Source organism: Pseudomonas sp. YJ42, from assembly GCF_047225135.1.
Taxonomy (GTDB): domain Bacteria; phylum Pseudomonadota; class Gammaproteobacteria; order Pseudomonadales; family Pseudomonadaceae; genus Stutzerimonas; species Stutzerimonas stutzeri_E.
The window spans coordinates 2436076-2462785 of the sequence record NZ_CP178378.1 but is presented as its reverse complement, the minus strand read 5'-3'; the positions used below and the strand labels follow the sequence as shown (position 1 = coordinate 2462785).

The window sequence follows — 26710 nt, the reverse complement described above, 5'->3', positions numbered from 1 at the left end:
GTCTTTGGCCAACCGGGGAGCCGCCCGGAAGCGACGTCGGCTAGGATCGCGCTCAAACCTGAGCGACTAGCCGGCGCGATTTCCCGTCACGCCCTGAACTGACCCAGGCTGGCTTCGAGCCGGTCTGCCAGATTGCCTAGCGCTCGGCCACTGGTGGCGGTGGCGGTAACCGCGTCGGCCGATCGTTCGGCCTCGGTCAGGATCACCTGCACCCGGGCGCGGACATCGGACGCAGTACTGGCCTGCCGTTCGGCACCCGCTGTCGCTTCCTGTACGGTGTCATGCACCTGCGCCACGGCGAGCTGGAGCGTGCGCTGCAGCTCGCGGCTGGTCGTGAGCGAAGCCAAGCCGCTGTCGGCCTGCTCGCCTGTGCTGCTGATGGTCGATACGGCAGTCCGCGCACCTTGCTGCAGGCTCTCGATATGCGCCCGGATGTCGCCGGTGGACTGTTGGGTCTTGCTGGCCAGCGCTCGTACCTCATCGGCCACGACGGCAAAGCCGCGGCCGCTTTCGCCGGCACGAGCTGCCTCGATGGCCGCATTCAACGCGAGCAGGTTGGTCTGTTCGGCAATGCCTTGGATCACGGTCAGCACGACGTCGATCTGTTCGCTCTGCTTGGCCAGCTTCTCGATCACCTCGGTGCTGCTGCGTACGCCTTCGCCGAGTGCTGCGATGGTTTTTTCGACCTGGTCCGAGATGGCCTCGTTGTCGCGAGCCGCCTTGCGGATCGAAATCACCTGCTCCAGCGCAGCTTGCATTGCCTGGCTTTCTTCCTGGGCGCGGTGCGTCATGTCCGCAAGCGCCTGTAGGCTGCCGGCCACCTCATCGCGCTGGCGCTCGGCAGCGGTCGCTGCGGCAGTGCTGCGGCTGCTCAGCGCAGCGATTTCAGTGCCGGTCTGCACGGCGATCGCGCGCGCTTCCTGGACGATGGGCTGAAGTTTGGCCAGGAAGAGGTTGACGGCATCGGCCATGTCGCCCACTTCGTCCGCGCTGTGAATCTTCACGCGTTGGGTGAGGTCGCCGTGGCCGGCCGACAAGTCGCGCAGCGCCGTCACCAACAGACCCAGGCGCCGCAAGACCCGACGGCCCAGCACCAGCGTCACGGCAATCAGCAGGAGCGCGCCAGTTATCGCGAGGCCGAGGCTGATTTTCCACAGCAGGCTGGTCGCCGACTGTTTCACGGCTTTCTGGCTGTTCGCATCGAGGGCTTGCGCCACTTCCGCAGCAGCCGTCAGGCGCGCAGCCAATACCTTTGCGCTGTCGCTGGCGGTGGCGGCAAGGCCGGTTTCGACCAGTTTCACGGTGCCCTCGATCAGCGTCTGGAACCGGCTGTCGAAGGCGGCGAGCTCGGCTTCTACCGCCGATGTGGACAAGCCGAGAACGACCTGGCCAATGACGGCGCCCTTGGGATTGATGGCGGCCTTAGCGAGGTACAGCGCCGGGTCGTTCGCGGCTGCGGACAGAACCTTGTCGAAAGCGGATCGACCGTTGCCCTTGTCGAGCAGTGCCTTGATTCTCGGGTCCTTGCGATTCAGATGACGGGTGAGTTGATTGCCGCCGGCATCGAAATAAACGACGAAGACGACCGCCGGGTTTCGGTGCGCCATCCTGACGAACTCGGTCAGCGCGGGAATGTCGTTGTCCCAGATCGCCGAAGGCGCGACGCCAGCCAGCAAAATGGCCAAGTCATCGCCGGATTGCTTGAGGTGGCGTTCGAGCACGTCCTGCAGCTGTGCCTGTTCGCCGGTAAGGCGCTGCGTCAGGCCTTGGGCGAGATCGCCTCGCATGCGCTCGGACAGACTGGAAAGACCGCTTCGCACTTCCACATCAGCGGATTGAAGTTCGCCCAGCAGGCGCGCGGCGTCCTGGTCCAGGCTTTTCCGAATTTCCTGCTCCAGCGCGCCGATAGTGCCCCTCGTCAGTGCGAGAGCGACCACAACCTGCACCACCACCGCCGCACACAATGTGAGAAATACCGGACGCAGCAAACGGCTACGCAAAGAGGAAAACAGCAGCACGGCTCATACTCCTGCCGCCCCGGGCGGCCAATGGTCGGTAGGCGCAATGCAATCATTAGGCCACTATTTCCGTATCGGCCAGGCTGTTCGTGTCTTTAACCGCCCCGATGAACCGTCGCCGATTCGATTCCGCGCGCAAGTTGCGAAGGCTTAGTACTTCCGGTTCTTGAGGCGTCGATAGACTAAGGCGTTTACAGATGCGGTGGCAGCCATTCGACCTTCCCCGGTCTGCTCATTGCTTTGTGTCCTAGCCGCGCGGAAACTCACTCCATGCAAATAAAAACCTCCAGCCGGTCACGCCCAGCTGCCCAGACCGATGACTTCTTCGTGCCCGAATTGTGCGAGCCAGAAGCGCTTCTCGGACTGGTTTTGCTCGCCGAACTACTGGTGCTGGTATTGGTGCTGGCCGAGCCGATGCAGCCCAGCTTCAACTGGATGCGTCTGGCGCTGACATCGCTGTTCGTGCAGTGGGTGATGCTGCTATCGGCCGGCCTGACCTGCCAGTTGAGGCCGTTACTGGCGCGATTGTCGCCCTGGCTGGCGGGCCTGGCCTGCTGCGCCTTGGTGGTTGGGCTGACGCTGGCTTGCACGGCGGTGGCCGATATCTACCAGTTGGGCGGGCCGCTGACTCGTGTCGGTGAGGTCAATTTGTACCTGCGACATGCATTGATCAGTCTGATCATGTCGGGGCTGCTGTTGCGCTACTTCTACCTCCAGAGCCAGTGGCGGCGACAGGAGCAGGCCGAGCTCAAGGCGCGCATCGAGTCGCTGCAAGCGCGCATTCGTCCGCATTTTCTGTTCAACAGCCTGAACAGTATCGCCAGTCTGGTCGCGACGGATCCGAGCAAGGCCGAGCAGGCGGTGCTGGACCTGTCCGATCTGTTTCGCGCCAGCCTGGCGCGTCCCGGAACGCTGGTGCCCTGGAGCGAGGAGCTGGAGCTGTCGCGCCGCTACCTGTCGATCGAGCATTACCGTCTTGGCGAGCGGCTGCAGATCGAATGGCAGGTGGAGGGCGTTCCGGATGATCTGCCGATTCCTCAGCTGACTTTGCAACCGCTACTGGAAAACGCGCTGATTCATGGTATTCAGCCTCGGATCGAGGGAGGAATGGTCAGCGTGGCGGCGCATTATGCCGATGGCGTGTTTCATTTGGAGGTCAGCAATCCCTTTGATGAGGCCGCCCAAACGCCGCCATCCCGGGGCACGCAGCAGGCCCTGCACAATATAGACGCACGACTAACGGCACTTTTCGGTCCCGCAGCGAGTCTCAGCGTGAAGCGGCATAACGCCCGTCACTACACCTGTCTACGCTATCCGTGTGCGACACAAAAGCAGGAAGCCAGATCCATATGAATGTGCTGATTGTCGATGACGAACCTCTAGCCCGCGAGCGCCTTAGCCGACTGGTAGGTGATCTTGACGGCTATCGTGTCCTGGAACCTTCCGCCGCCAACGGCGAGGAGGCGCTGTCCCTGATCGAGGAACTGCGCCCCGATGTCGTGTTGCTGGATATCCGTATGCCAGGCCTCGATGGTCTTCAGGTCGCTGCCAAGCTTTGCGAGCGCGATGCCCCTCCGGCCGTGATTTTCTGTACGGCCCATGACGAATTCGCGCTGGATGCGTTCCAGGTCAGTGCGGTCGGCTATCTGGTCAAGCCAGTGCGCCCGGAGCATCTGGCCGAGGCGCTGAAGAAGGCTGAGCGCCCGAACCGGGTCCAGCTTGCCGCACTCACACGTCCTGCGGCGGTTTCAGGGACCGGACCTCGCAGCCATATCAGCGCCCGGACTCGCAAGGGCATCGAGCTGATTCCGCTGCCCAAGGTGATTTATTTCATCGCCGATCATAAATACGTGACCCTGCGTCACGAGGGCGGCGAGGTGCTGTTGGACGAGCCGCTCAAGGCGCTCGAGGACGAGTTCGGCGACCGCTTCGTACGCATTCATCGCAACGCCCTGGTGTACCGGGACCGCATCGAACGCCTACAGCGCACGCCGCTTGGTCATTTCCAATTGTTTCTCAAGGGCCTAGAAGGTGAGCCGCTGACGGTCAGCCGGAGACATGTCGCCGGTGTGCGTAAGCTGATGCAGAACCTTTGAGGCGCAGCTGTGAGTCAGAAGCTGATGGGTGGCCGCAGGGCCGTGAGCGAGTGCTGCGGCGGTGGGGGCTGGGTTGATGCAGGGACGCACCATGCTGCGCCGTTTCTAGCTTTTAGCTTCTAGCTCCACGCTACTTTCCTTGATTCCTGCCAATCCAGCCGGGTTGCCCGGCCTGTTATCATCGGCGGCAGTTCATTTGCCAGGAATTGCCCATGTCCCGCGAAATTCGCATCGCCACCCGAAAAAGTGCCCTGGCCCTGTGGCAGGCCGAATATGTCAAGGCGCGCCTTGAGGCTGCTCATCCCGACGTGTCCGTCAGCCTGGTGCCGATGGTCAGTCGCGGTGACAAGCTGCTCGATGCTCCGCTGGCGAAGATCGGTGGCAAGGGGCTGTTCGTCAAGGAGCTGGAAACGGCGCTGATGGAGAACCAGGCAGATATTGCCGTGCACTCGATGAAAGACGTGCCGATGGAGTTCCCCGAAGGGCTCGGCCTGTACTGCGTTTGCGAACGTGAAGATCCCCGCGACGCCTTTGTTTCCAATCGCTTCGAGAATCTCGATGCATTGCCGCCGGGAGCGATCGTCGGTACTTCCAGCCTGCGGCGTCAGGCGCAATTGCTGGCGCGCCGCCCGGATCTGAAGATTCAGTTCCTGCGCGGCAACGTCAACACCCGTCTGGCCAAGCTCGATGCCGGCGAGTACGACGCCATCATCCTCGCCGCGGCCGGTCTCATCCGCCTTGGTTTCGGTGAACGCATCCGCTCCAGCATCGGCGTCGAAGACAGTCTGCCAGCAGGAGGCCAGGGTGCAGTCGGTATCGAATGCCGGACTGGCGATACGGAGCTGCATCAACTACTGCAGTGCATGAACGATCCGCAGACGGCGTTGCGTGTCAGTGCTGAGCGTGCACTGAATCGTCATCTGAATGGCGGTTGCCAAGTACCGATTGCCTGTTATGCAGTGCTTGAAGGCGATCAGTTGTGGTTGCGCGGCCTGGTCGGACAGCCGGATGGCACCTTGCTGTTGCGCGCCGAAGACCGTGCTCCGGCCACCGATGCGCAAACGCTCGGCGTGCGCGTTGCCGAAGCGCTGCTGGCACAAGGCGCGGCCAAGATCCTGCAGGACGTTTACGGTGAGGCCGGCAAGGCGTGAGCGGCTGGCGTCTGCTGCTGACGCGTCCGGCTGAAGAATGCGTCGCCTTGGCTGCAGCGCTGTCTGAGGCGGGTATCCACAGCGCGAGCCTGCCACTGCTCGCGATCGAAGCATTGGACGAGACCGTGGGGCAGCGCACCACGATACGCGAGCTGGATCGTTATGGCGCGGTGGTGGTAGTGAGCAAGCCAGCGGCGAGGCTGGGTCTGGCATTGCTCGATCGCTATGGGCTGCAGCCATCGCCTGGCCAAGCTTGGTTCAGCGTTGGTGCTGCTACAGGGGCCATCCTGAAAGACCATGGCGTGAATGCCTGTTGGCCTGATCGTGGCGACGACAGCGAGGCTCTCCTGGCGCTGCCGCGTCTGACTGCGGCGCTCGACATAGCGGACCCGAAAGTCTTGATCCTGCGCGGTGAAGGCGGTCGCGAACATATTGCCGAAACGCTTCGCCACCGCGGTGCCCAGGTCGACAGCCTTGAGTTGTACCGGCGCTGCCTACCCGACTATCACCCAGGCGCACTGATCGAGATCCTTCGTTCGGAACGGCTGAATGCCGTGGTGGTCAGCAGTGGGCAGGGTTTAGAGTCCCTGCACGAACTGGCAGGGGACGACTGGCCCATGCTGCGTGAGCTACCCTTGTTCGTACCTAGCCCTCGGGTGGCCGGAATGGCTGCGTCTTTGGGCGCCAAGAGAATAGTGGACTGCCGTGGTGCCGGAACCGCGGCTTTGCTGGCGGCGCTACGGGGCAATCCCGAGCCCGCCTCCTGATGCAAAGGATGGAAACGTGAGCGAAGCAGATTCCGATAAGACAGCGAAACAACCCACGGGCAGCGATCCCGTCACCCCACCGAAGCCCGTCGAAAAAGAGAACAAAAAAGATTCGAAAGAGCCACCCAAGGCTCCGCCACCCAAAACCACCCCTGTTGCGACCGATTCCCGCGGCGGTAAAGCACTGGCCGGCCTGGCTCTGCTGGTCGGCCTGGCCGGTCTGGCTGCTGGAGGCTACAGCGTCTGGCAGACCCAGCAATTGGCTGAGCGGGAGCGCCAGCAGCTCGATGCGGTACAGGCGACCCGTGAGCAGGCGAGTCAGTTGGACACGCGCAATCAACAGCTGGCCAGTCGTCTCGGACGGTTGGAGCAGCTGCCTTCGGCGGAACAGTTGGAAGACCGGCGTCGCCTGCTTTCCGAGTTGCAGAGTGATCAGCAGCGGCTCGCGGGGCGGGTGGAGCAGGTGCTGGGGGCGAGCCGAGAACAGTGGCGGTTGGCTGAGGCCGAACATTTGTTGCGTATGGCGATGTTGCGTCTGTCGGCCATGCAAGACGTGAACAGTGCGCAATCCTTGATTGCCGAGGCGGATCTGATTTTGCGCAAGCAGGACGATCCGGGCGCGTATGGTGCACGTCAGAAACTGCTGGAGGGGCTCGAGGCCTTGCGCAGCCTGCCGGATCTGGATCGGACCGGCCTGTTCATGCAACTGGGCGCGCTGCGTGGACAGGCCAATCAACTCAGCGGCCTGGCCCCTGAGTTCGAAAACGGCCCCGGCACGCCAGATATGCAGAACGAAAGCCGCTGGCGGCAATGGCTGGACGAGCTGACGCGCTACGTGCGGATCGATTTCAATGCCGGGACCGATGTCAAACCACTGCTGGCTGGCCAGAGCCTGGCGCAAGTGCGGCTCGCCCTATCGTTGGCCATCGAGCAGGCGCAGTGGGCGGTGCTCAATGGCAACGAACAAGTCTATCGGCAATCGCTGGATCAGGCCGCCCGGCTGATCGAAGACCACTTCAGCGAGGACAACGGCCAGAGCCGAGGTTTGCGTGATCGCATCGAGCAGCTGGCGAAGCGGCAGGTGTCGGTCACCCTGCCGGATCTAGCGCCGGCGCTACAGGCCATGCAGGCCTATGTGCAAAAGCGTGAATCGTCCCAAAACAGCGAACCTGCTGCCGCTCCTGCCGAGCGCGGTGAGCCGGCCGGCGAGGCCGACCAAGCGGCCGAAGGGGATCTGCGCACATGAAGCGACTGGCCTTTGTTGTTCTTATCCTGCTGGTGGTGGTCGGCTTTTTCGGCTGGGCCATTTACCAAGACCCCGGCTACGTTCTGATCAGCTATGACCGCTTTCGCTATGAATCGAGCTTCTGGATATTTTTGGGCCTGATCGCCTGTCTCTGGCTGTTGGCGATGGTGGTTCACTGGGTTATCGGATTGCTTCATGCGTCCGGCGCACTGGTCAATCCCTGGTCCCGGCGCCATCGCGCGCGCCGTGTAGCCAAGGCCTCGCGCGCGGGATTGCGGGAGCTGGCCGAAGGACAGTGGGGGCTTGCGCTCGGGCACCTGCGTATCGCCGCCGAGCATGATCGCCAACCGCTGGTGCACTATCTCGGTGCCGCCCGTGCCGCGAGCGAGCTGGGCGAGTATGAGCAAAGTGATGAGTTGCTGCGCAAAGCCCGCGAACGCGAACCCGAAGCCGGCCTGGCTGTAGGACTGACACAGGCCCAGTTGCAAATCGCTCGCGGCCAGTACGATGCGGCGCGTGAGTCCCTGAATGCATTGCACAGCGATCACCCGCGCCATCCCTATGTGCTGACCTTGCTTCAGCAGCTTTACGTGCAACTGCAGGACTGGCCTGCCCTGTGCCGGCTGCTACCAGAGCTGCGCAAGCACCGCGTGCTGCCTCCCGCTCGGCTAGATGAGCTGGAACGGCTGGCCTGGACCGCCGCTCTGGAGCAGGTGGGGCAGGTGCAAGCCGCGACCTCGGAGGGCGCGCAGCAGGCGCTGAATCAGCGCTGGCAAACCGTACCGAGTAAATTGCGTAACGAACCGCTGCTGGTACGTGCCTATACGGATGGCTTGAGCCGGCTGGGCGTGGAGGAAAAGGCGGAGGAAATCCTGTATGCCGCGCTCAAGCGCCAGTTCGACGACCTCCTAATCGAGCGCTACGGTCGCGTTCGTGGGCGCGAGCCTTCACGCCAATTGGCCCATGCGGAGGCCTGGCTCAAGGCGCATCCGGACAACCCCGAATTGCTGCTCGCGCTCGGCCGCCTGAGCCTCCGCAACGAGTTCTGGGGCAAGGCGCGGGACTATCTGGAAGCGAGCCTGCGGCTCGAGCATCGTCCGCAAACCTGCGCCGAGCTGGCGCGCTTGCTGGCCCAGCTGGGTGACAAAGAGCGTAGCAATCGCCTATTTCAGGAAGGGCTCGGGCTTCTCGATCAGTCCAGCAACAACCGGTTGCAAGTGGTCAACGGCAGCTAGCAACCAGTGGGCGCGTGGCGTGACGGCCATCCCGTGCCGTTGCGTCGATTTCCGTATGGCTTGCAGCTCGCCGCGCGCAGCACTACCGTAGCGAACTTTTCCTGTCTGCGGAGTCACCATGAGCCTGGCCAGCCCACGTTCGCTGTTTCTTCTGGCATTCATCGGCTGCGTGCTGATGATGATCGCTGCACTGTATCTCGAGCATGTGGTCGGGCTCGCGCCATGCCCCCTGTGCATCGTTCAGCGTATTTGCGTTATCGGCTTCGGCCTGGTCTGCCTGATTGCCGCGCTTCACGGGCCGCACAAAACCGGTCGCCGCGTATATTCGGCGGTGGCGCTGCTGTTCGCGGTGGCAGGCGGTGCCACGGCCATTCGTCAGATTTGGCTGCAGAACATGCCTGCCGACCAACTGCCGAGCTGCTTGCCCAGTCTCGAGTACATGATGGATGCGTTACCGTTCCAGGAGATTGCCCGTCTGGTGCTCCATGGTACGGCCGAATGCGCCGAAGTCAGCTGGACATTGCTGGGGATGAGCATCCCGGAATGGACCTTGTTGGCGTTCATCGGGATGGTGGTTTTCTGTCTCTGGCAGCTGTTGCGACGCGATTGAGGCTTTTCGTCAGGGTGAGCGAATGATCGCTGCGCTTGGTGGTCAATGATCCAGAGCGAAGCGATGGACATTTGATTGCTCGGAGTAATTTGGTCTGTGCTGCTTGATGCATCGATCGCCTCAGCTTAGTCTGCTCTGGCAGCGTCGGTTTCCGTCCGTCGCTGTCACTCACCCAAGGCCGATATCCCAAGACAATAACCGTCTCGGAAGGCGCAACAGGCATCATCGATTAGGGAAGTGAGGTCATCATGCTCGAGAGCTGTCGGAACGCCCAGGAACGCTGGGGAGGTGTGCACTTGCTGATCGACCGCTGGCTGCAAGAACGCCATGCATTGATCAACGCATTCGATGGATTGCATGTCGGTGAGGCTGTTGCCAGCCGTTCCGCCTTGCAGAAATTCTGCGAAATTCTGCTCGACTACGTGTCGGCCGGTCATTTCGAAATCTACGAGCAACTGCTCAATGAGGCCGAAGCGTTCGGCGATGAGCGCGGCCTCGAACTCGCCCGTCAGATCTATCCGCGAATCGAAGCCATTACCGAGGTAGCGGTGGCCTTCAATGACCGTTGCGATAAAGGCGATTGCTTGAGCAGCCCGGATTTGCCCGATGAGCTGAAGCGACTGGGGCCGTTATTGCATGAGCGCTTCGAGTTGGAAGATTGTCTGATCGAAGTCCTCCACACCGCGCATAAACAGACCGCCGCTACCGCTTGAAGCTGGTCCTGTATAGAGTGGCTGCGGTTTTAGCCGCGGCCTATGGCGATTGCCTGGGAACCTTATTTGGTGGCTGCATCCATTTCGTCAGGAGACGTCTTCATGGCTGCAAAGAAAAACCCCGTCAGCACTCCGCTGCATCTGTTGCAGCAGCTTTCGCACAGTTTGGTGGTGCATCTGCAGAAGGCCTGTAGCGAGGCGCAGAGGGACGCTGAAGTTCTGTTGGCGCAGCTCGAAAAACAGCGTGGCAAGACGCAGGAGAAAATCGTCAAGGCGCGCGCCAAGCTTGATGACGCCGGTAATGCTGGCAAATCGAAGGCGCAGACCAAGGCTCGCGCCAAACTGGCCGAGCTGGACGATGTGCTCGCCGTGTTGCAGGCGCGGCAGAGTGAAACGCTGAGTTACCTGGCTGAACTGAAACGCGACGCGGAACAGAGCCTGAAACTGGCTCAGGGCGTTACCCAGGTCGAAAAAGCCGCCGCCCAAGCGCTGGTGTCGCGCGACAAGCCCGCCGCCCCTCGTGTTGCGAGCCGAACCAAAGCTACTCCCAATGTAGCCAAACCGGCCGCCGACGTCTCAGCAGATAGCAAGGCAGCGTCAGGCAAGGTGCCTGCACGTGCGGCGCGAGCCAGACCGGCCAGCGCCAAAAGCAGCGCCACGGATAAGCCCTCCGAAGCCAAGGCGCCCGTAGCGAAAGCGGCGAATGCTGCGCGCCGGCCCGCGAGCACAGCTGCCAAGTCTGGCCCTGCCAAACCGGCTTCGGCAGCCAAGCCGACGGCTGCGAAGAAACCGGCAGCACGCAAACCGACCGCGGCCAAACGCGAAACAAGCGGTCAGTCTTCGCCCGCTGCGAGTTGAGCCGCTGCTGCACGTCGCAGGATGGCTATCGGCATGCGTGTCTCGCCGCGCAAGTCGATGGAGAGTCGTTCCAGCCAGTCGGCTGGCCTGCAGCCTGTCGGCCAATGTCGCGCTGCATCCTGCAAACGCTGGAGCTGGACTTGTTCGGCGTCCAGTTCCAGCCTCTTCACGCGTGCGCGCAAACCCGTCAGATCGTCGTCCGAAATGGCCTGTTGGCGCCAGCCCTGGCGCAGGTTGCGTAGCGGGGCGACCACGCTGGTCCGCCAGTCGTCGCTGATATTTTTCAATTGAGCAAGCCGCGCGTCATCACAGCCGACGCTGCGGCATTCCAGCCAGGCGCCGGTCAATAGCAGGCAAACATCAGCACCTGCAGCTTGCAGTTCAAGACAGGTTGCCTCCACACCGGGCTGTGCATAGCAGCTGAGGGCGAAGGTCCAGAGATCGTCATGGATCATGAGTGTCGGTTTTTTTCGTAAGAGCCGGATGGATTTCCGGGCGACCTGATAAACTCCGCCGCCATTATGATCCGACTTCAGAACCTGACTCTACAGCGCGGGCCTCAGCGACTGCTGGAAGGCGCCGAGCTGACCCTTCATCCTGGCCAGAAGGTGGGGCTGGTAGGTGCCAATGGCGCCGGCAAATCCAGCCTGTTCGCGCTACTGCGTGGCGAATTCACTGCAGACGGCGGCGATTGCCAGCTGCCGCCGGATTGGCGTATCGCCCACATGCGCCAGGAGGTCGACACGCTCGATCGCCTAGCCGTCGATTATGTCCTTGATGGCGACACCGAGTTGCGCCGTGTCCAGACCGAGCTGGCCATCGCCGAGTCCGCTCATGACGGCACCGCCTTGGCGCGTTTGCATACCGAGCTGGACAACGCCGATGGCTATTCCGCCGATGCCCGAGCGCGCAAGCTGCTCGCCGGCCTGGGGTTCGCCAACGAACAGATGGATCTACCGGTCAGCAGCTTTTCCGGCGGTTGGCGGATGCGCCTGAATCTGGCACAGGCCTTGATGTGTCCTTCGGATCTGCTGTTGCTCGACGAACCCACCAACCACCTCGATCTGGATGCCATTCTCTGGCTGGAGACCTGGCTCAAAAGCTATCCGGGCACCCTGATGCTGATTTCCCACGACCGTGACTTCCTCGACGAGGTGGTCGGCCACGTGGTGCATGTCGAACAGCGCAAGCTGACCCTCTATCGCGGGGGGTACTCGGCATTCGAGCGTGCCCGTGCCGAACGCCTGGCACAGCAGCAGCAAGCGTTCGAAAAGCAGCAGGCGCAGCGCGAGCACATGGAGGATTTCATTCGGCGTTTCAAGGCGAAGGCGAGCAAGGCGCGCCAGGCACAGAGTCGAATCAAGGCGCTTGAGAGATTGGAAGAACTGGCCCCGGCGCATATCGATTCGCCGTTCGACTTCATGTTCCGTGAAGCGGACAAGGTTTCCAGTCCGTTGCTGGATCTGGCCGAAGGGCGTCTCGGCTATGGCGACAGGCTGATACTGGACAAGGTCAAGTTGCAGCTGGTGCCTGGCGCACGGATCGGCCTGCTCGGTCCCAACGGTGCGGGCAAGTCGACGCTGATCAAGACGCTGGCCAACGAGTTGCAACCACTGGGCGGTCGTCTGCAGCGCGGTGAGAATTTGGTGATCGGCTATTTCGCCCAGCATCAACTCGACGCATTGGATGCCAAGGCCAGCCCGCTGTTGCATTTGCAGCGCGTCGCGTCGGGTGAGCGCGAACAGGTGCTGCGCGATTTTCTCGGTGGTTTCGATTTTCGCGGCAATCGTTGTGACGAGCCAGTCCTGAATTTTTCCGGCGGAGAAAAGGCGCGACTCGCGCTGGCGTTGATCGCCTGGGGCAAGCCCAACCTGTTGCTGCTCGACGAGCCGACCAACCATCTGGATCTGGAGATGCGTCTGGCTCTGACGCTGGCGTTGCAGGACTTCGAGGGGGCTGTGTTGGTGGTGTCGCACGATCGCCATCTGCTCAAGAGCACGACCGATGAGTTTCTCTTGGTGGCCGATGGGCGAGTCGTCACCTTCGACGGAGATCTGGAAGATTACGCTCGATGGTTGGTGGACTACCGCGCCCGTCAGCAACCGTCCAGCGCAGCCGAGCCCGCCGGTGATAAGACCGACAAGCGTGCCTTGCGTCAGGCGGCGGCTGCGTTGCGCCAACAGCTGGCGCCGCTCAAGCGCCAGGCCGACAAGCTTGAAAACGAGCTGGCCGGAGTTCAGGAAAAGCTGGCCGTGCTGGAACAGCGCTTAGGTGATGCCGCACTCTACGAGGCTGCGCGCAAAGATGAGTTGCGCGAGCTGCTGGCCAAGCAGGCGGAGCTGAAAGTGCGCGAGGGTGAGCTGGAGGAGGCCTGGCTGGTCGCACTGGAAGCGCTGGAAACTTTGCAAGTGCAGCTCGAGGGCAGCGTATGAGCGAGCAATTGTTACTGCTTTCCCAGCAATGGCGCGACCCGTTGCTGCTCGGGCTGCAGGTCTTGCTGATCCTGTTCATCGCTTACCTGTTGCAACGTCTGGTGACGCGTGGGCTAGGCCGACTTGGCAGCCGTTATCCATTGCCGCCTGAATTGCTGCTGCCGCTGCGCGGTGGCGTTCGCTGGCTCATCATCGGCGGCGCGCTGATCATGGTGCTCGAGCGCTTCGGGGTGTCGGCGACGGTGCTCTGGACAGCGTTCTCCGGTTTCGTTGCGGTGGCGGCAGTCGCCTTTTTCGCTATCTGGAGTGTTTTGTCCAATCTGCTCTGCGCCGTGCTGATCATGACTGTGGGGCCCTTTCGGCTGGGCGATCTGGTGGAGTTGGTCGAGAGCTTCGACAAGCCGATCGTCAAAGGCCGTGTCATCGACATCAACATGCTCTACACCACGTTGGAGGAAGTCTCCGAGAGTGGAACCGGTGCGATCGTTCAGGTGCCAAACAGCTTGTTCTTCCAGAAAGTCTTGCGCCGCTGGCGTGGGACCGATATCCAAACCTCCAATCACAGCACACACGAGTAACACTCATGGAATGGCTTAGCAGCCCAGAAATCTGGGTCGCGTTTCTGACCCTGACCGCCCTGGAAATCGTCCTCGGCATCGACAACATCATCTTCATTTCCATTTTGGTGGGGCGCCTGCCGAAGGAGCAGCAGCCCAAGGCACGCTTCTTCGGGTTGGCCCTTGCGATGGGCACGCGGATTCTCTTGCTGCTATCCATCGCTTGGGTGATGCGTCTGACCAACGAGCTGTTCACCGTGTTCGACCACGGCGTGTCCGGGCGGGATTTGATTCTGTTCTTCGGCGGCTTGTTCCTGCTGTTCAAGAGCACCATGGAAATCTGGCACAGCGTCGAAGGGGAAGAGGCGCAGGACGGCACCACCGCAGGCGCGGCCAAGGCCGGTTTCGTTGGGATCATCCTGCAGATCGCGGTGATCGATATCGTCTTCTCGCTGGACTCGGTGATTACCGCGGTGGGGCTGGTGGACAACGTGCAAGTTATGATCGCCGCGATCGTCATCGCCGTCGGGGTGATGATGCTGGCGGCCGGCACCATCAGCGATTTCATCGACAAGCATCCGACACTGAAGATCCTCGCGCTGTCGTTCCTGATCGTAGTGGGCACGCTGCTCGTCGCAGAAGCGTTCGGTGCACACGTACCCAAGGGTTACGTGTACTTCGCCATGGCATTCTCGTTGACGGTCGAAGCCCTCAACATTCGCATGCGCAAGGCAATGAATCGCAAGTTGAAAGAGCCGGTGAAGCTCGGCAAAGACATACCGGACTGAGGCCTATCGCCGGCTGCGCCTGCTCGGTGCAGCCGGTGGTGTGAGGATTCAACATGACGTTCGAAACTTGGCTTGCCTTCTTTGTTGCCTGTTGGGTCATCAGCCTGTCGCCGGGCGCGGGGGCCATCGCCTCTATGTCCTGTGGGTTGCGGTACGGCTTCTGGCGCGGCTACTGGAACGCCATTGGCCTGCAAATCGCGCTGGCGTTGCAGATCGCAGTCGTGGCGGCGGGGGTGGGCGCCGTCCTGGCGACCTCCTCACTGGCCTTCAGCCTGATCAAATGGTTTGGTGTCGCCTACCTGCTATGGCTCGCTCTGAAGCAGTGGCAAGCGGTGCCCTCGGTGCTTGACGATAGCGCTGGGCCACGGCCAATCGGGCAGCCGCTGGCCCTGATTTTCCGCGGGTTTCTGGTCAATGCCAGCAACCCGAAGGCCATCGTGTTCATTCTTGCCGTGTTGCCGCAGTTTCTTGATCCGCATCGGGACCTGGTGGTGCAGTACCTGCATATGGGGACCACCATGGTAGTGGTCGACCTGATCGTCATGGCTGGCTATACCGGGCTGGCAGCCAAGGTATTGAGGCTGCTGCGCACGCCCCGCCAGCAGCGCTTGGTCAATCGCAGCTTTGCCGCCATGTTCGCCGGCACGGCGGCCTTGCTGGCGACGGTGCGGCGGGCTGCGGTATGACGGCGATCGAACCGTTGCGGGTGTGGGTCGACGCCGATGCCTGTCCAAAGGCGGCGAAAGAGCAGCTGATCAAGTTCGCCCTCAAGCGCAAATTCGACGTGTTGCTGGTGGCGGGGCAGAGTCAGATCAAACCAGCCTTCGCCTGTGTTCGCCTGATCGTAGTACCCAGTGGTCCGGACGCTGCGGACGATTATCTGGTCGAGCACGCCCAGCCCGGCGAGCTGGTGATTTGCAGCGATGTTCCGTTGGCTGATCGTCTGGTCAAAAAGGGGGTAGCTGCGCTCGACCCGCGCGGTCGCGAGTTCGATGAGCGCAACATGGGCGACCGTCTGGCGGTGCGCAATCTATTCACCGACCTGCGTGAACAGGGCCAGGCCAGCGGTGGTCAGGCGGCCTATGGCGAAAGGGATCGCCAGGCCTTCGCCAATGCCTTGGATCGCCTGCTGACCCAGCTGATGCGAGCCAGAGCCCGCTAGGCGAAACAATTAGCGGCCGACCGTTCCCCTTCGGGTGTGCCGCGCGCATGGCTCAGCCGCAGAGATAGGTGCCTGTACCCACTGCCACCAGTACGCCTTCCTCGTTGTGCAATTCAGAGCGAACCACCGCCACCTTATTGCCTGAGCGCAACAGCGTTCCGCTGGCGCTGAAGCGCTTGCCTCGTCCCGGGCGCAGATAGTCGATGCGCAGATCAATGGTGCCGAGACGCGAGAGACGCAGAGCGCGTTCTTCAATGGTTAGGTGCTGATGCTTTTCGAACGCGCCGATCATTGCCATGGCGCCACCAACGACGTCGAGCAGCGAGGCGATCACGCCACCATGCAGAATGCCATGAAAGAAATTGCCGACCAGTTCCTGTTTCATCGGCAGATGCATCACGACGCGCTCGCGAGACACTTCGTCAAGCTCGATGCCCAGATACTCGTTGAACGGAATGCGCTCGAAAAGCTGGCGTACGGCCTGCTGTTGCTCTTCGATTGTGTCGATTTTGTAGGGGGGCATGAGCAGCGGCTTCCTGGCAGATCAGCCAAAGCTGCCGGAGCGAGGCAAGATTGACCAGTGGTGCGGCGGGAGCACCGGTACGATTGGCCGTATAGCCACAGGCTTAACGAAAATCCCGAGCCGGGGCTCGGGATTGGGGCGTCGCGAGGGATGCTTATTTATTGGTCAGCTCCAGAACCCGATCGACCAGCTTGTAGATGCCCGACGCCGCCTCGCTGATCGATTGCGCGAGCATATATGCAGGTGTTGTCACCAGCTTGTGCTTGGAATCTTCGACGATCTCCGTGACTTCGCATGCCTGGTGTTCGGCGCCCATTTCCCGTGATGCGGCTGCGGCTGGGTCGTCATCATTGCCCAGCGTGCAGACCACGCCGGGACCGAAGATTTGTGCGGCCATCGTGGGGGCGATACACATCATGCCGACCGGCTTGCGGGCCTTGGCGAAGGCCTGTGCGATCGATATCACGTCCGAAAGAATCGTGCAGTCTGCTCCTTGGGTGGCGAAGTCGGAGAGGTTCTTCGCCGCACCAAACCCGCCTGGCATGATCAGCGCATCGAAGTCTTCGACGTTCGCGTCCTTCAGATCCTTGATCTGGCCGCGAGCCAGCCGCGCGGATTCGATCAGCACGTTGCGGGTCTCCGGCATCTCGTCGCCGGTCAGGTGATTGATCACGTGCATCTGTTCAATGTTCGGCGCGAAACATTGAACCGTGGCGCCCCTCTGATCCAGGCGCAGCAGAGTAATCACGCTCTCATAGATTTCCGAGCCGTCGTAGACGCCACAGCCGGAAAGAATCACGGCGACTTTTTTGTTCATCGGGTACTCCTGGTCAGATTCAGCGGCCCAGCAACAGAGCCGGACGAAGGCGATCGATGCTAATCCTTGGCGAGGTTCAAGGTAAGCCCATGCCTCATAGGCTTGGATGCTCCATCGCGACGGGTGTTCAGTCGATGCAGACTCCGGCCGAGATGCATTCGCGCGAGGATTGGTCGCTCAAAGCACTGGCAGTGCCCGCCTTGGGTGGCGACAATGACGTCATTCGGTGGCTGGTGTGGATGCCGCTGTCATCAACTGGTCACGAAGTCGGCCTATAAACGTCATATTCGCCCGCGTTGCGGGTCAGGAGTCCGTTGTGAGTTTCGTTCCTGCCAATCGATTGTTTCCCGCTACTCGCCTGCGTCGTAACCGTCGCGATGAGTTTTCTCGTCGGCTGGTTCGCGAGAACGTGCTGAGCGTGGACGATCTGATCCTGCCGGTATTCGTCCTCGATGGCGAGAATCGTCGCGAGCAGGTGCCGTCGATGCCAGGTGTGGAGCGTCTGTCCGTCGACCTGCTGCTGCAGGAGGCTGAGGAATGGGTGGCGTTGGGGATTCCTGCGCTGGCGCTGTTCCCGGTTACTCCGCTGGAGAAGAAATCGCTCGATGCCTCTGAGGCGTGGAATCCGGACGGCATCGCCCAGCGTGCGACGCGAGCGCTGCGTGAGCGCTTCCCGGAACTTGGCGTCATCACCGATGTGGCCCTCGACCCGTTCACGACTCATGGCCAGGACGGCATACTCGACGAGCATGGCTACGTGCAGAACGACGTTACCGTCGATGCGCTGGTACGGCAGGCGCTGTCCCATGCCGAAGCCGGCGCCCAGGTGGTGGCACCATCAGACATGATGGACGGGCGTATCCAGGCGATTCGTGAAGCGCTCGAAGTCGCCGATCACCACAACGTGCGCATCATGGCCTACTCGGCTAAGTACGCCAGCGCCTATTACGGCCCGTTCCGCGATGCGGTGGGATCGGCGGCGAACCTCGGCAAGGGCAGCAAGAACACCTATCAAATGGACCCGGCCAACGGGGACGAGGCGCTGCATGAGGTGGGAGCCGATCTCGCCGAAGGCGCCGACATGGTCATGGTCAAGCCCGGGATGCCCTATCTGGATATTTTGTGGCGCGTCAAAGATGCCTTTCGCGTGCCCACGTTCGTCTATCAGGTCAGCGGTGAATATGCAATGCATATGGCGGCCATTCAGAACGGCTGGCTGAGCGATGCGGTAATTCTCGAATCGCTGACTGCCTTCAAACGCGCGGGCGCCGATGGCATCCTGACTTATTTCGCCAAACAGGCGGCACAACAATTGAAACAGGGGCAATAAGCCCTTCCGAGGCAGATTGATGACTACTCAGGGACTCAGCGAGAGCGAATTGCAGCTGGCCTCCGCCGATGAGGCGCCATTGCCACTGGAGCTTCCGCAGGAAGCGGAGAAAGTGGAGGAGGTGCCCGCGCCGCCGGTACAACCAGTGCCGAATCTGGACGACAACAGCCTCTATATCCATCGTGAGCTGTCGCAGCTGCAATTCAATATCCGAGTGCTGGAGCAGGCGCTGGATGAGTCCAATCCATTGCTGGAACGGTTGAAGTTCCTGCTGATCTTCTCCAGCAACCTTGATGAGTTCTTCGAAATCCGTGTCGCCGGGCTGAAGAAACAGGTCACCTTCGCTCGCGAACAGGCAGGTGCCGATGGTCTGCAGCCGCACCAGGCGCTGGCGCGGATTTCCGATCTGGTGCATGAACAGGTCAATCGACAGTATTCGATTCTCAATGAGGTGCTTCTGCCGGAATTGGCCAAGCATCAGGTGCGCTTCATTCGTCGGCGGCACTGGACGACGAAGCTCAAGACCTGGGTGCGTCGATATTTCCGAGACGAGATCGCGCCGATTATCACCCCGATCGGCCTGGATCCGACCCATCCGTTTCCCTTGCTAGTGAACAAGAGCCTGAATTTCATCGTTGAGCTGGAGGGTATCGATGCCTTTGGCCGCGACTCGGGGTTGGCGATCATTCCGGCACCCAGGCTGCTGCCGCGGGTGATACGCGTCCCCGAAGAGGTGGGCGGTCCCGGTGCCAATTATGTGTTTCTGTCCTCCATGATCCATGCGCATGCGGACGACCTGTTCCACGGCATGAAGGTCAAGGGCTGCTATCAGTTCCGCTTGACGCGAAATGCTGATCTTTCGGTGGACACCGAGGATGTTGAGGATCTGGCACGAGCGCTGCGTGGTGAATTGATTTCCCGCCGCTATGGCGATGCGGTGCGGCTGGAGGTGGTGGACACCTGTCCGCCGCACCTGGCGGATTTCCTGCTCAAGCAGTTCAGCCTGAGCGAAAGCGAGCTCTATCGGGTCAATGGTCCGGTCAACCTGACCCGGCTGTTCGGCATCACCGGTCTGGATAGCCACCCGGAGTTGCAGTACACGCCATTCACACCGGCAATCCCTAAGCTGTTGCAGAACAGCGAGAATATTTTCAGCGTCGTCGGCAAGCAGGACATTCTACTGCTGCATCCTTATGAGTCGTTCACGCCCGTGGTCGACCTTCTGCGCGAGGCTGCCAAGGATCCGTGCGTGCTGGCAGTCAAACAGACGCTGTATCGCTCCGGCGCCAATTCGGAAATCGTCGACGCGTTGGTGGAAGCGGCGCGTAACGGTAAGGAAGTCACTGCGGTGATCGAGCTGCGGGCGCGCTTCGACGAGGAGTCCAATCTTCAGCTGGCGAGCCGACTGCAACAGGCCGGTGCTGTGGTGATCTACGGTGTGGTTGGCTACAAGACCCACGCCAAGATGATGCTGATCCTGCGCCGCGAAAATGGCGAATTGCGGCGCTACGCGCATCTCGGGACCGGCAACTACCACGCCGGCAATGCCCGGCTGTACACCGACTACAGCCTACTGACTTCTGACGATGCGCTATGCGAAGACGTGTCGAAGCTGTTCAGCCAGTTGATCGGCATGGGCAAGACCATGCGCATGAAGAAGCTGCTGCATGCGCCGTTCACCCTGAAGAAGGCGCTGCTCGACATGATCGCCCAGGAAACCCAGCACGCCAGCGAGGGGAAGCCGGCGCATATCATTCTCAAGATAAACTCGCTGACCGATGCGAAGATGATTCGCGCCCTGTACAAGGCCAGCCAGACCGGCGTGCGGATCGATCTGATCGTGCGCGGTATGTGCTGCCTGCGCCCGGGGGTCGTTGGTGTTTCGCACAACATTCAAGTGCGTTCGATCATTGGCCGCTTCCTTGAACACAGCCGGGTCTTCTACTTCCTCAATGGCGGCGACGAGAAACTTTATCTGTCCAGTGCGGACTGGATGGAGCGCAATCTGGACCGTCGGGTCGAAACCTGTTTTCCAGTGGAAGGCAAGAAGCTGATCACACGGGTAAAAAAGGAGCTGGAAGGCTTCCTCACCGACAATACGCAGAGCTGGGTGCTGCAGCCCGACGGTGGTTACCTGCGCAACAGCCCGAGTGGCAACCAGAACCCGCGTAACGTTCAGAATACGCTGTTAGAGCGTCTAGGTAGCCCGACGGCACGCTGAGCAGTCCGCCGCGTGCCTTGCCGGCCGCTATACGGTCCGGCACGGCGCGATCAGCGTACCGTCAGGGTGAAGTCGATCCGATTAAGCCACTCCGCCTCCAGGGCGAAATCGGCTTGGGTCAGCGGATTGTTCTCCAGCCAGCCCTCGGGAAAGGCCACATCGAGACAGTTGTCGCCTGCCTTGAGCGTGAACGCTGGCGCCTGCTGGGGTCCGCGGATGTGGTGGAACAGGATGGCGAAGCGCAACAGCACGCAGAGCCGGGTGAGCTTTACGCCGTCTTCGCTCAGTTCTTCGAACTTCTGGCTCGGTATGTTGCGGCGATGGCCGCGCACGAGCAGTGCGAGCATTTGCTGGTCCTGACGAGAAAATCCGGGAAGATCGGAGTGCTCAATCAGGTAGGCGCCGTGCTTGTGATAATGATAGTGCGCGATATCCAGACCTACTTCGTGAATCCGCGCGGCCCAGCTAAGCAGCTCACGGTGCCAATCCTCGTCCAGCCCCCAGTCGGTCGACACTTGATCGAGCGCTTCCAGTGCCTTGCTTTCGACCCGCGTCGCCTGCTCGAGATCGACGTGATAACGCTCCATGAGAAAGCTCAGCGTGCGATCGCGGATATCCTCATGATGATGGCGGCCGATGAGGTCGTAGAGCACGCCTTCACGCAGGGCGCCCTCGGAATGAGCCATGCTGGTGAGCTCCAGCGCATCGAAGATCGCTTCGAGGATGGCCAGACCTGCCGGGAAGATGGCCCGACGATCCGGCTTGATGCCGTCCATGTCGAGCTTGTCCACGTCGCCCAGCTTGAATAGCTTGCGCTTGAGCCAGCCAAGCCCTTCGCTGGTGACCTGACCGTTGCTCAACCCGGCACCCTTGATGGCGAGACCAATGGCGCGGATGGTGCCGGACGCACCCACCGCATCCTGCCAGCCGAGCCGACGCAAACCGTGCTCGATGCTCATCAGCTCCAGCCGCGCCGCCGTATAAGCCTGGGCATAGCGCGCAGCGGTAATCTTGCCGTCACGGAAGAAGCGTTGGGTGAAACTCACGCAGCCCATCTGCAAACTTTCGCGTAGCAGCGAATCGAAACCCTGGCCGACGATGTACTCGGTGCTACCGCCGCCGATGTCTACGACCAACCGCTTTCCGGCGGCCGCCGGAAAGGTGTGCGATACGCCGAGATAGATCAGTCGTGCTTCCTCGCGGCCGGAGATCACCTCGACCTGATGATCGATAATCGCCTCGGCCTGACGGATGAACTGCGCACGGTTACGGGCTTCGCGCAGGGCATTGGTGCCGACCACCCGTACAGCGCCCTGAGGCAGATGATTGACCAGTTGCGCGAAGCGGCGCAGACAGTCGAGGCCGCGCTGCATGGCGTCATCATCGAGCATCCGATTTTCGTCGATACCGGCGGCCAGCTGGACCTTCTCACCCAGCCGCTCGATGATGCGCATTTCGCCGTTGCTGGTGCGGGCCAGGACCATGTGGAAGCTGTTCGATCCGAGATCCAGGGCGGCGATCATCGGAGAAGGTTCGGCGACTAGTGGGCGCATGGGACAGTCTCTGTGCAAAACCCCGACATCCTGACATGATCATCGACATCCGCCAACGCGCAACGCCCATACGAAGCGTCTGGATATCGCGCCCATAGCTTGCACCCGTTGCCATTTGGCGATTGTCCAGGTGACAGGCTGCGGCTTTCGGTCCGCACCAAGCCGGGCTATGATGGCGTCACTTTCTGTTTTGACCCTGGAGAAAATCCATGAGCGAATACATCAATAATGTCAGCGACAGCAGTTTCGAGCAGGACGTGCTCCAGGCTGACGGCCCTGTGCTGGTCGATTACTGGGCCGAGTGGTGTGGCCCCTGCAAGATGATCGCTCCTGTGCTCGATGAGATTGCCAAGGAATACGAGGGTAAGCTCAAAGTCTGCAAGCTGAACATCGACGAGAACCAGGAAACCCCACCGAAGTATGGTGTGCGCGGCATCCCGACGCTGATGCTGTTCAAGAACGGTAATGTCGAAGCCACCAAGGTTGGCGCTCTGTCGAAGTCGCAGCTGGCTGCGTTTCTCGACAGCAACATCTGAATCGAAGCTCCGTCTTTAAAAGACCCTCGCGAATGCGGGGGCTTTTTTTAACTGCAGAGTGGACGCTTCGTCTGCGCAGTGCTAAATTCGGACTCGCGACGCTTCTCCCGTCGCCCTCTGCATGCCGTCGCCGACGCACTTCCGCCTCATAAAGCACAACGAACTCCGTTCGTCTCTTGCTGCGCGGCTTCTCAAGCTAATCGCTTTCTTCATCCTTCCTGACTCTTTCTATGAATCTGACCGAACTTAAGCAAAAGCCCATCACCGAACTGCTGGAAATGGCCGAACAGATGGGCATCGACAACATGGCCCGTTCGCGCAAGCAGGACGTGATTTTCTCGCTGCTGAAAAAGCACGCCAAAAGCGGTGAGGAAATCTCCGGTGATGGCGTGCTGGAGATTCTCCAGGACGGCTTCGGCTTCCTGCGCTCCGCGGATTCTTCCTATCTCGCCGGGCCTGACGACATTTACGTCTCGCCGAGCCAGATTCGCCGCTTCAACTTGCGTACCGGTGACACCATCGTCGGCAAGATCCGCCCGCCGAAAGAAGGCGAGCGCTATTTCGCGCTGCTCAAAGTCGACACGATCAACTTCGATCGGCCGGAAAATGCCAAGAACAAGATCCTGTTCGAGAACCTGACACCGCTATTCGCCAACAAGCGGCTGACGATGGAGGCCGGCAACGGTTCCACCGAAGACCTGACCGGCCGGGTGATTGACCTTTGCGCGCCGATCGGCAAGGGGCAACGTGGTCTGATCGTCGCACCGCCGAAGGCGGGCAAGACCATCATGTTGCAAAACATCGCCAGCAATATCACCCGCAATAACCCCGAGTGCCATCTGATCGTTCTGCTGATCGATGAACGCCCGGAAGAGGTGACCGAGATGCAGCGCACCGTGCGCGGTGAGGTGGTCGCTTCCACCTTCGATGAGCCGCCGACCCGTCATGTGCAAGTGGCTGAAATGGTGATCGAAAAGGCCAAGCGCTTGGTCGAGCACAAGAAAGACGTGGTCATCCTGCTGGACTCCATCACCCGTCTGGCCCGTGCCTACAACACTGTGATCCCAAGTTCCGGCAAGGTGCTGACCGGTGGTGTCGATGCCCATGCGCTGGAGAAGCCCAAGCGGTTCTTCGGTGCGGCGCGCAACATCGAGGAGGGGGGTAGCTTGACCATTCTCGCCACCGCGCTGGTCGAAACCGGTTCGAAAATGGACGAGGTAATCTACGAGGAGTTCAAGGGTACCGGTAACCTGGAGCTGCAACTGGATCGCCGCATCGCTGAGAAACGTGTGTTCCCGGCCATCAACATCAATCGCTCGGGCACCCGTCGCGAAGAGTTGCTGACCAGTGAGGAAGAGCTTCAGCGCATCTGGATTCTGCGCAAGCTGCTACACCCGATGGATGAAAGTGCCGCCATCGAGTTCCTGCTGGACAAGCTCAAGGACACCAAGACCAACGAAGAATTCTTCATGTCGATGAAGCGCAAGTAAGCGACTGGTTGTACCGTCGAGGCCGGGGAAACCCGGCCTTTGGCTGTCTGCAGGTTTCGGAATCGGCGGCGCCAAGGCTAAACTCTGCGCCCTCGACACTTGCCGGCCCATGCGAGGCTCAAGCATGCAGTACCGCGATTTGCGCGAATTTATCAGTGGTTTGGAACAGCGCGGTGAGCTCAAGCGCGTTTCGACCGCTGTTTCTCCCGTTCTGGAAATGACCGAAATATGCGATCGCACCCTGCGCAAGCAGGGACCGGCGTTGCTCTTCGAGAATCCAACCGGCTTCGACATGCCCGTGCTCGGCAACCTGTTCGGTACGCCCAAACGTGTCGCGCTGGGGATGGGCGCCGAGGAGGTGTCGGAGTTGCGCGAGATCGGTAAGCTGCTGGCCTTCCTCAAGGAGCCAGAGCCACCGAAGGGGCTCAAGGACGCTTGGAGCAAGCTGCCGATCTACAAGAAAGTTATCAGCATGGCGCCAAAGGTGCTCAAGGACGCGCCCTGTCAGGAGGTCATCGTCGAGGGTGACGACGTCGATCTGTCAGCGCTGCCGATACAGACTTGCTGGCCGGGTGATGCTGGACCGTTGATCACCTGGGGACTGACTGTCACAAAGGGGCCGAACAAAGAGCGTCAGAACCTGGGTATTTACCGTCAGCAGGTGATCGGCCGCAAAAAGGTGATCATGCGTTGGCTTAGTCATCGAGGCGGCGCGCTGGATTTCCGTGAGTGGTGCGAGAAATACCCGGACAGACCCTATCCGGTCGCGGTGGCGCTTGGCGCCGATCCGGCCACCATCCTCGGCGCGGTCACGCCGGTACCCGATTCGCTGTCAGAGTATGCCTTTGCCGGTCTGTTGCGCGGAAGCCGCACCGAACTGGTCAAGTGCCGCGGCAACGATCTGCAGGTGCCGGCTGGTGCCGAGATCGTGCTCGAGGGTTATATCCAGCCCGGCGAAATGGCGGACGAGGGCCCCTACGGCGACCATACCGGCTACTACAACGAAGTCGATCGCTTTCCGGTATTCACTGTCGAGCGCATCACCAAGCGCCGCGACGCCATTTATCACAGCACTTACACCGGTCGTCCGCCGGATGAGCCGGCAATCCTCGGCGTGGCGCTCAATGAGGTCTTCGTGCCGATTCTGCAGAAGCAGTTTCCGGAGATCACCGATTTCTACCTGCCACCGGAAGGCTGCTCCTACCGTATGGCGGTGGTTACCATGAAGAAGCAGTACCCCGGCCACGCCAAGCGCGTGATGCTGGGCGTATGGAGCTTCCTGCGGCAATTCATGTACACCAAGTTCGTCATCGTCACCGATGACGACATCAACGCACGGGATTGGAACGACGTCATCTGGGCGATCACCACGCGTATGGATCCCAAGCGCGATACGGTGCTGATCGAAAACACCCCCATCGACTACCTCGATTTCGCCTCCCCGGTTTCCGGTCTGGGCAGCAAAATGGGCCTCGATGCCACGCACAAGTGGCCGGGCGAGACCAGTCGCGAATGGGGGCGTGCCATCGTTCAGGACGAGGCGGTCAAGCGGCGTATCGACGAACTCTGGGCCGGGCTGGGTATCGACTGATGACTGGCCGTCGTTATTTCAGGTTTTTGAATAAATGAAAGTTACGCTGCAACCCTCCGGCGCGGTGCTTGAAGTTCAACCTGGCGAGCTGATTCTCGATGCGGCTCGGCGCCTAGGCTTCGACTGTCCGCAGGCCTGTCGCAACGGCAATTGTCTGATCTGCGCCGCCTTGCTGGTAAACGGTCGAGTGCGCCAGCGTGGCGAAAGTCGCGACCATGGGGAGGTCTTCGCCTGTCTGGCTGAGCCCGAGGAAGATTGTGTTTTGCTGTGGGATGGTGTGCTGGCCCCGGGCGAACTGCCGGTGCGGACCCTCAGTTGTCAGTTGATCAGCTGCGAAGCGGTGGGTGGCGACGTGTTCCGGCTGCGGCTCCGCGCGCCCGCCGGCAAACCACCGCGCTATCACGCTGGCCAATATCTGCTACTAGAGCGCGAAGATGGCGAGTTCAGCGCCTTTTCCCTGGCGTCCGCGCCTGGGCGTGGGCGTGAGCTAGAGCTGCATGTGCTGGCGCGCGAGCCGTCCGCGATCGGGCTGCTTGATTTCATCAGACGCAATGGCATGGTCAAAGTGCAGATGCCGTTCGGCGATACCCATCTGGCCGAGCTGCCGGATGGTCCGCTGGTACTGATCGCGGCGGGAACCGGCATGGCGCAAATGCACAGTCTAATTGAGCACTGTCGAGCCGAAGGCTTCGCTCATCCCGTGCACCTGTATTGGGGCGTAAGGCGTCCGGAGGACTTCTATCAGCTACCGCATTGGGATGAGTGGCAGCACATGCCGAACCTTTCGCTCCATCAGGTCGTCAGTGACGTCTGCGGCTGGCAGGGACGTTGCGGCATGTTGCATGAAGCGGTCTGCGAGGACTTCGCTGACCTCAAGCCGGTTCATGTCTATGCCAGCGGTTCGCCAGCGATGATCTATGGCACGCTGGATGCGTTGGTCGAGGCGGGAATGGATGCGACTCAGATGCGCGCAGACGTGTTCGCCTACGCGCCGCGCGAGCGATAGCGGGCAGCAA

General features: G+C 61.0%; 25 protein-coding genes and 1 pseudogene. 20 read left to right on the top strand and 6 right to left on the bottom strand.

Translation table 11 applies throughout. The annotated features are described in order from the left end of the window. Window positions 1-86 precede the first annotated feature (86 nt). Together ACL0K2_RS11195 and ACL0K2_RS11190 are read right to left on the bottom strand one after the other, a co-directional pair. Entirely contained in the window at window positions 87-971 is an 885-nt protein-coding gene (locus tag ACL0K2_RS11195; protein ID WP_413044462.1) for a methyl-accepting chemotaxis protein, read from the bottom strand. After that, window positions 945-1607: pseudogene (locus tag ACL0K2_RS11190) on the bottom strand (HAMP domain-containing protein); the annotation flags it as partial. The pseudogene ACL0K2_RS11190 and the gene ACL0K2_RS11195, both read right to left, overlap by 27 nt. A gap of 681 nt (window positions 1608-2288) precedes the next feature. Between ACL0K2_RS11190 and ACL0K2_RS11185 the strand changes: the two are divergent. From ACL0K2_RS11185 to ACL0K2_RS11145, 9 genes are all read left to right on the top strand, one after another. Then, a complete protein-coding gene (locus ACL0K2_RS11185) occupies window positions 2289-3371 on the top strand; it encodes a sensor histidine kinase (RefSeq protein ID WP_045160453.1) in 1083 nt (360 codons plus the stop codon). Next, complete coding sequence (locus ACL0K2_RS11180; protein WP_045160455.1) at window positions 3368-4114, top strand: LytR/AlgR family response regulator transcription factor; 747 nt, start codon at window positions 3368-3370, stop codon at window positions 4112-4114. The genes ACL0K2_RS11185 and ACL0K2_RS11180 overlap by 4 nt, the downstream gene beginning before the upstream one ends. Window positions 4115-4326: 212 nt before the next feature. After that, window positions 4327-5265 (top strand): hydroxymethylbilane synthase, encoded by a 939-nt coding sequence (hemC, locus tag ACL0K2_RS11175; protein ID WP_045160458.1) that lies wholly within the window; start codon window positions 4327-4329, stop codon window positions 5263-5265. Beyond that, window positions 5262-6032: a uroporphyrinogen-III synthase gene (locus ACL0K2_RS11170; protein ID WP_413042661.1), complete on the top strand. Its 771-nt coding sequence runs from the start codon at window positions 5262-5264 to the stop codon at window positions 6030-6032. The genes hemC and ACL0K2_RS11170 overlap by 4 nt, the downstream gene beginning before the upstream one ends. Window positions 6033-6048: 16 nt before the next feature. Then, window positions 6049-7278, top strand: a complete 1230-nt coding sequence (locus ACL0K2_RS11165) for a uroporphyrinogen-III C-methyltransferase (RefSeq protein ID WP_413042660.1) — start codon at window positions 6049-6051, stop codon at window positions 7276-7278. Then, entirely contained in the window at window positions 7275-8513 is a 1239-nt protein-coding gene (locus ACL0K2_RS11160; protein ID WP_239610179.1) for a heme biosynthesis HemY N-terminal domain-containing protein, read from the top strand. Before ACL0K2_RS11165 ends, ACL0K2_RS11160 begins: the two co-directional genes overlap by 4 nt. A gap of 118 nt (window positions 8514-8631) precedes the next feature. Then, window positions 8632-9123, top strand: a complete 492-nt coding sequence (locus ACL0K2_RS11155) for a disulfide bond formation protein B (protein WP_413042659.1) — start codon at window positions 8632-8634, stop codon at window positions 9121-9123. A 248-nt stretch (window positions 9124-9371) separates the two neighbouring features. Next, window positions 9372-9836: an Rsd/AlgQ family anti-sigma factor gene (locus ACL0K2_RS11150; RefSeq protein WP_045160465.1), complete on the top strand. Its 465-nt coding sequence runs from the start codon at window positions 9372-9374 to the stop codon at window positions 9834-9836. A gap of 102 nt (window positions 9837-9938) precedes the next feature. Continuing rightward, window positions 9939-10694 carry an AlgP family protein gene (locus ACL0K2_RS11145; protein ID WP_239610181.1) on the top strand — a complete coding sequence of 252 codons (756 nt, stop codon included), beginning with the start codon at window positions 9939-9941 and terminating at the stop codon, window positions 10692-10694. Here ACL0K2_RS11145 and ACL0K2_RS11140 read toward each other — a convergent pair. Then, entirely contained in the window at window positions 10670-11149 is a 480-nt protein-coding gene (locus tag ACL0K2_RS11140; RefSeq protein ID WP_413042658.1) for a TIGR02444 family protein, read from the bottom strand. The genes ACL0K2_RS11145 and ACL0K2_RS11140 overlap by 25 nt on opposite strands. A 66-nt stretch (window positions 11150-11215) precedes the next feature. On the opposite strand from ACL0K2_RS11140, the gene ACL0K2_RS11135 reads away from it, so the two are divergent. Genes ACL0K2_RS11135 through ACL0K2_RS11115 form a run of 5 tightly spaced genes read left to right on the top strand, consistent with a single transcriptional unit; the run spans window position 11216 to window position 15633 of the window. Next, a complete protein-coding gene (locus ACL0K2_RS11135) occupies window positions 11216-13126 on the top strand; it encodes an ATP-binding cassette domain-containing protein (protein ID WP_239610185.1) in 1911 nt (636 codons plus the stop codon). Next, window positions 13123-13704 carry a mechanosensitive ion channel family protein gene (locus ACL0K2_RS11130; protein ID WP_045160471.1) on the top strand — a complete coding sequence of 194 codons (582 nt, stop codon included), beginning with the start codon at window positions 13123-13125 and terminating at the stop codon, window positions 13702-13704. Before ACL0K2_RS11135 ends, ACL0K2_RS11130 begins: the two co-directional genes overlap by 4 nt. Window positions 13705-13709: 5 nt before the next feature. Further along, entirely contained in the window at window positions 13710-14471 is a 762-nt protein-coding gene (locus tag ACL0K2_RS11125) for a TerC family protein (RefSeq protein ID WP_045160473.1), read from the top strand. Window positions 14472-14524: 53 nt separating this feature from the next. Next, window positions 14525-15157 (top strand): LysE family transporter, encoded by a 633-nt coding sequence (locus ACL0K2_RS11120; protein WP_045160474.1) that lies wholly within the window; start codon window positions 14525-14527, stop codon window positions 15155-15157. Window positions 15158-15171: 14 nt separating this feature from the next. After that, window positions 15172-15633, top strand: coding sequence for a YaiI/YqxD family protein (locus ACL0K2_RS11115; protein ID WP_239610275.1), 462 nt, complete (start codon window positions 15172-15174; stop codon window positions 15631-15633). Window positions 15634-15685: 52 nt separating this feature from the next. Here the strand turns inward: ACL0K2_RS11115 and ACL0K2_RS11110 are convergent, their stop codons facing one another. Both ACL0K2_RS11110 and elbB read right to left on the bottom strand, forming a co-directional pair. Beyond that, window positions 15686-16156 (bottom strand): thioesterase family protein, encoded by a 471-nt coding sequence (locus ACL0K2_RS11110; RefSeq protein WP_045160475.1) that lies wholly within the window; start codon window positions 16154-16156, stop codon window positions 15686-15688. A gap of 154 nt (window positions 16157-16310) precedes the next feature. Next, the gene (elbB, locus tag ACL0K2_RS11105; RefSeq protein WP_045160476.1) at window positions 16311-16973 is read right to left on the bottom strand and encodes an isoprenoid biosynthesis glyoxalase ElbB; all 663 of its coding nucleotides are present in this window, start codon (window positions 16971-16973) and stop codon (window positions 16311-16313) included. Between the two features lie 316 nt (window positions 16974-17289). On the opposite strand from elbB, the gene hemB reads away from it, so the two are divergent. Next, entirely contained in the window at window positions 17290-18303 is a 1014-nt protein-coding gene (gene hemB / locus ACL0K2_RS11100) for a porphobilinogen synthase (protein WP_045160478.1), read from the top strand. 19 nt (window positions 18304-18322) lie between these two features. After that, window positions 18323-20524: a polyphosphate kinase 1 gene (ppk1, locus tag ACL0K2_RS11095; protein ID WP_045160479.1), complete on the top strand. Its 2202-nt coding sequence runs from the start codon at window positions 18323-18325 to the stop codon at window positions 20522-20524. Between the two features lie 50 nt (window positions 20525-20574). Here the strand turns inward: ppk1 and ppx are convergent, their stop codons facing one another. Further along, window positions 20575-22077 (bottom strand): exopolyphosphatase, encoded by a 1503-nt coding sequence (gene ppx, locus ACL0K2_RS11090; RefSeq protein ID WP_413044404.1) that lies wholly within the window; start codon window positions 22075-22077, stop codon window positions 20575-20577. 209 nt (window positions 22078-22286) lie between these two features. Here ppx and trxA point away from each other — a divergent pair, with 209 nt between their 5' ends. The 4 genes from trxA to ACL0K2_RS11070 all read left to right on the top strand — a co-directional run bounded on the left by trxA (window position 22287) and on the right by ACL0K2_RS11070 (window position 26700). Continuing rightward, the gene (trxA, locus tag ACL0K2_RS11085) at window positions 22287-22613 is read left to right on the top strand and encodes a thioredoxin TrxA (protein ID WP_019341284.1); all 327 of its coding nucleotides are present in this window, start codon (window positions 22287-22289) and stop codon (window positions 22611-22613) included. 230 nt (window positions 22614-22843) lie between these two features. Next, complete coding sequence (gene rho, locus ACL0K2_RS11080) at window positions 22844-24103, top strand: transcription termination factor Rho (RefSeq protein WP_019341285.1); 1260 nt, start codon at window positions 22844-22846, stop codon at window positions 24101-24103. A gap of 124 nt (window positions 24104-24227) precedes the next feature. Further along, window positions 24228-25694 (top strand): 4-hydroxy-3-polyprenylbenzoate decarboxylase, encoded by a 1467-nt coding sequence (ubiD, locus tag ACL0K2_RS11075; protein WP_413044403.1) that lies wholly within the window; start codon window positions 24228-24230, stop codon window positions 25692-25694. 34 nt (window positions 25695-25728) lie between these two features. Then, window positions 25729-26700 carry a CDP-6-deoxy-delta-3,4-glucoseen reductase gene (locus tag ACL0K2_RS11070; protein ID WP_239610197.1) on the top strand — a complete coding sequence of 324 codons (972 nt, stop codon included), beginning with the start codon at window positions 25729-25731 and terminating at the stop codon, window positions 26698-26700. The last annotated feature ends 10 nt before the right edge of the window (window positions 26701-26710 follow it).

Coding starts and splice junctions, on each gene's coding strand:
- ubiD (WP_413044403.1), top strand. CDS start 24,228: ATGCAGTACCGCGATTTGCGCGAATTTATCAGTGGTTTGGAACAGCGC.
- ACL0K2_RS11125 (WP_045160473.1), top strand. CDS start 13,710: ATGGAATGGCTTAGCAGCCCAGAAATCTGGGTCGCGTTTCTGACCCTG.
- ACL0K2_RS11140 (WP_413042658.1), bottom strand. CDS start 11,149: ATGATCCATGACGATCTCTGGACCTTCGCCCTCAGCTGCTATGCACAG.
- trxA (WP_019341284.1), top strand. CDS start 22,287: ATGAGCGAATACATCAATAATGTCAGCGACAGCAGTTTCGAGCAGGAC.
- ACL0K2_RS11195 (WP_413044462.1), bottom strand. CDS start 971: ATGGCCGATGCCGTCAACCTCTTCCTGGCCAAACTTCAGCCCATCGTC.
- ACL0K2_RS11185 (WP_045160453.1), top strand. CDS start 2,289: ATGCAAATAAAAACCTCCAGCCGGTCACGCCCAGCTGCCCAGACCGAT.
- ACL0K2_RS11110 (WP_045160475.1), bottom strand. CDS start 16,156: ATGCCCCCCTACAAAATCGACACAATCGAAGAGCAACAGCAGGCCGTA.
- ACL0K2_RS11160 (WP_239610179.1), top strand. CDS start 7,275: ATGAAGCGACTGGCCTTTGTTGTTCTTATCCTGCTGGTGGTGGTCGGC.
- ACL0K2_RS11155 (WP_413042659.1), top strand. CDS start 8,632: ATGAGCCTGGCCAGCCCACGTTCGCTGTTTCTTCTGGCATTCATCGGC.
- ACL0K2_RS11135 (WP_239610185.1), top strand. CDS start 11,216: ATGATCCGACTTCAGAACCTGACTCTACAGCGCGGGCCTCAGCGACTG.
- ACL0K2_RS11145 (WP_239610181.1), top strand. CDS start 9,939: ATGGCTGCAAAGAAAAACCCCGTCAGCACTCCGCTGCATCTGTTGCAG.
- ACL0K2_RS11130 (WP_045160471.1), top strand. CDS start 13,123: ATGAGCGAGCAATTGTTACTGCTTTCCCAGCAATGGCGCGACCCGTTG.
- ACL0K2_RS11070 (WP_239610197.1), top strand. CDS start 25,729: ATGAAAGTTACGCTGCAACCCTCCGGCGCGGTGCTTGAAGTTCAACCT.
- ACL0K2_RS11150 (WP_045160465.1), top strand. CDS start 9,372: ATGCTCGAGAGCTGTCGGAACGCCCAGGAACGCTGGGGAGGTGTGCAC.
- ACL0K2_RS11180 (WP_045160455.1), top strand. CDS start 3,368: ATGAATGTGCTGATTGTCGATGACGAACCTCTAGCCCGCGAGCGCCTT.
- ppk1 (WP_045160479.1), top strand. CDS start 18,323: ATGACTACTCAGGGACTCAGCGAGAGCGAATTGCAGCTGGCCTCCGCC.
- ppx (WP_413044404.1), bottom strand. CDS start 22,077: ATGCGCCCACTAGTCGCCGAACCTTCTCCGATGATCGCCGCCCTGGAT.
- rho (WP_019341285.1), top strand. CDS start 22,844: ATGAATCTGACCGAACTTAAGCAAAAGCCCATCACCGAACTGCTGGAA.
- ACL0K2_RS11120 (WP_045160474.1), top strand. CDS start 14,525: ATGACGTTCGAAACTTGGCTTGCCTTCTTTGTTGCCTGTTGGGTCATC.
- hemC (WP_045160458.1), top strand. CDS start 4,327: ATGTCCCGCGAAATTCGCATCGCCACCCGAAAAAGTGCCCTGGCCCTG.
- elbB (WP_045160476.1), bottom strand. CDS start 16,973: ATGAACAAAAAAGTCGCCGTGATTCTTTCCGGCTGTGGCGTCTACGAC.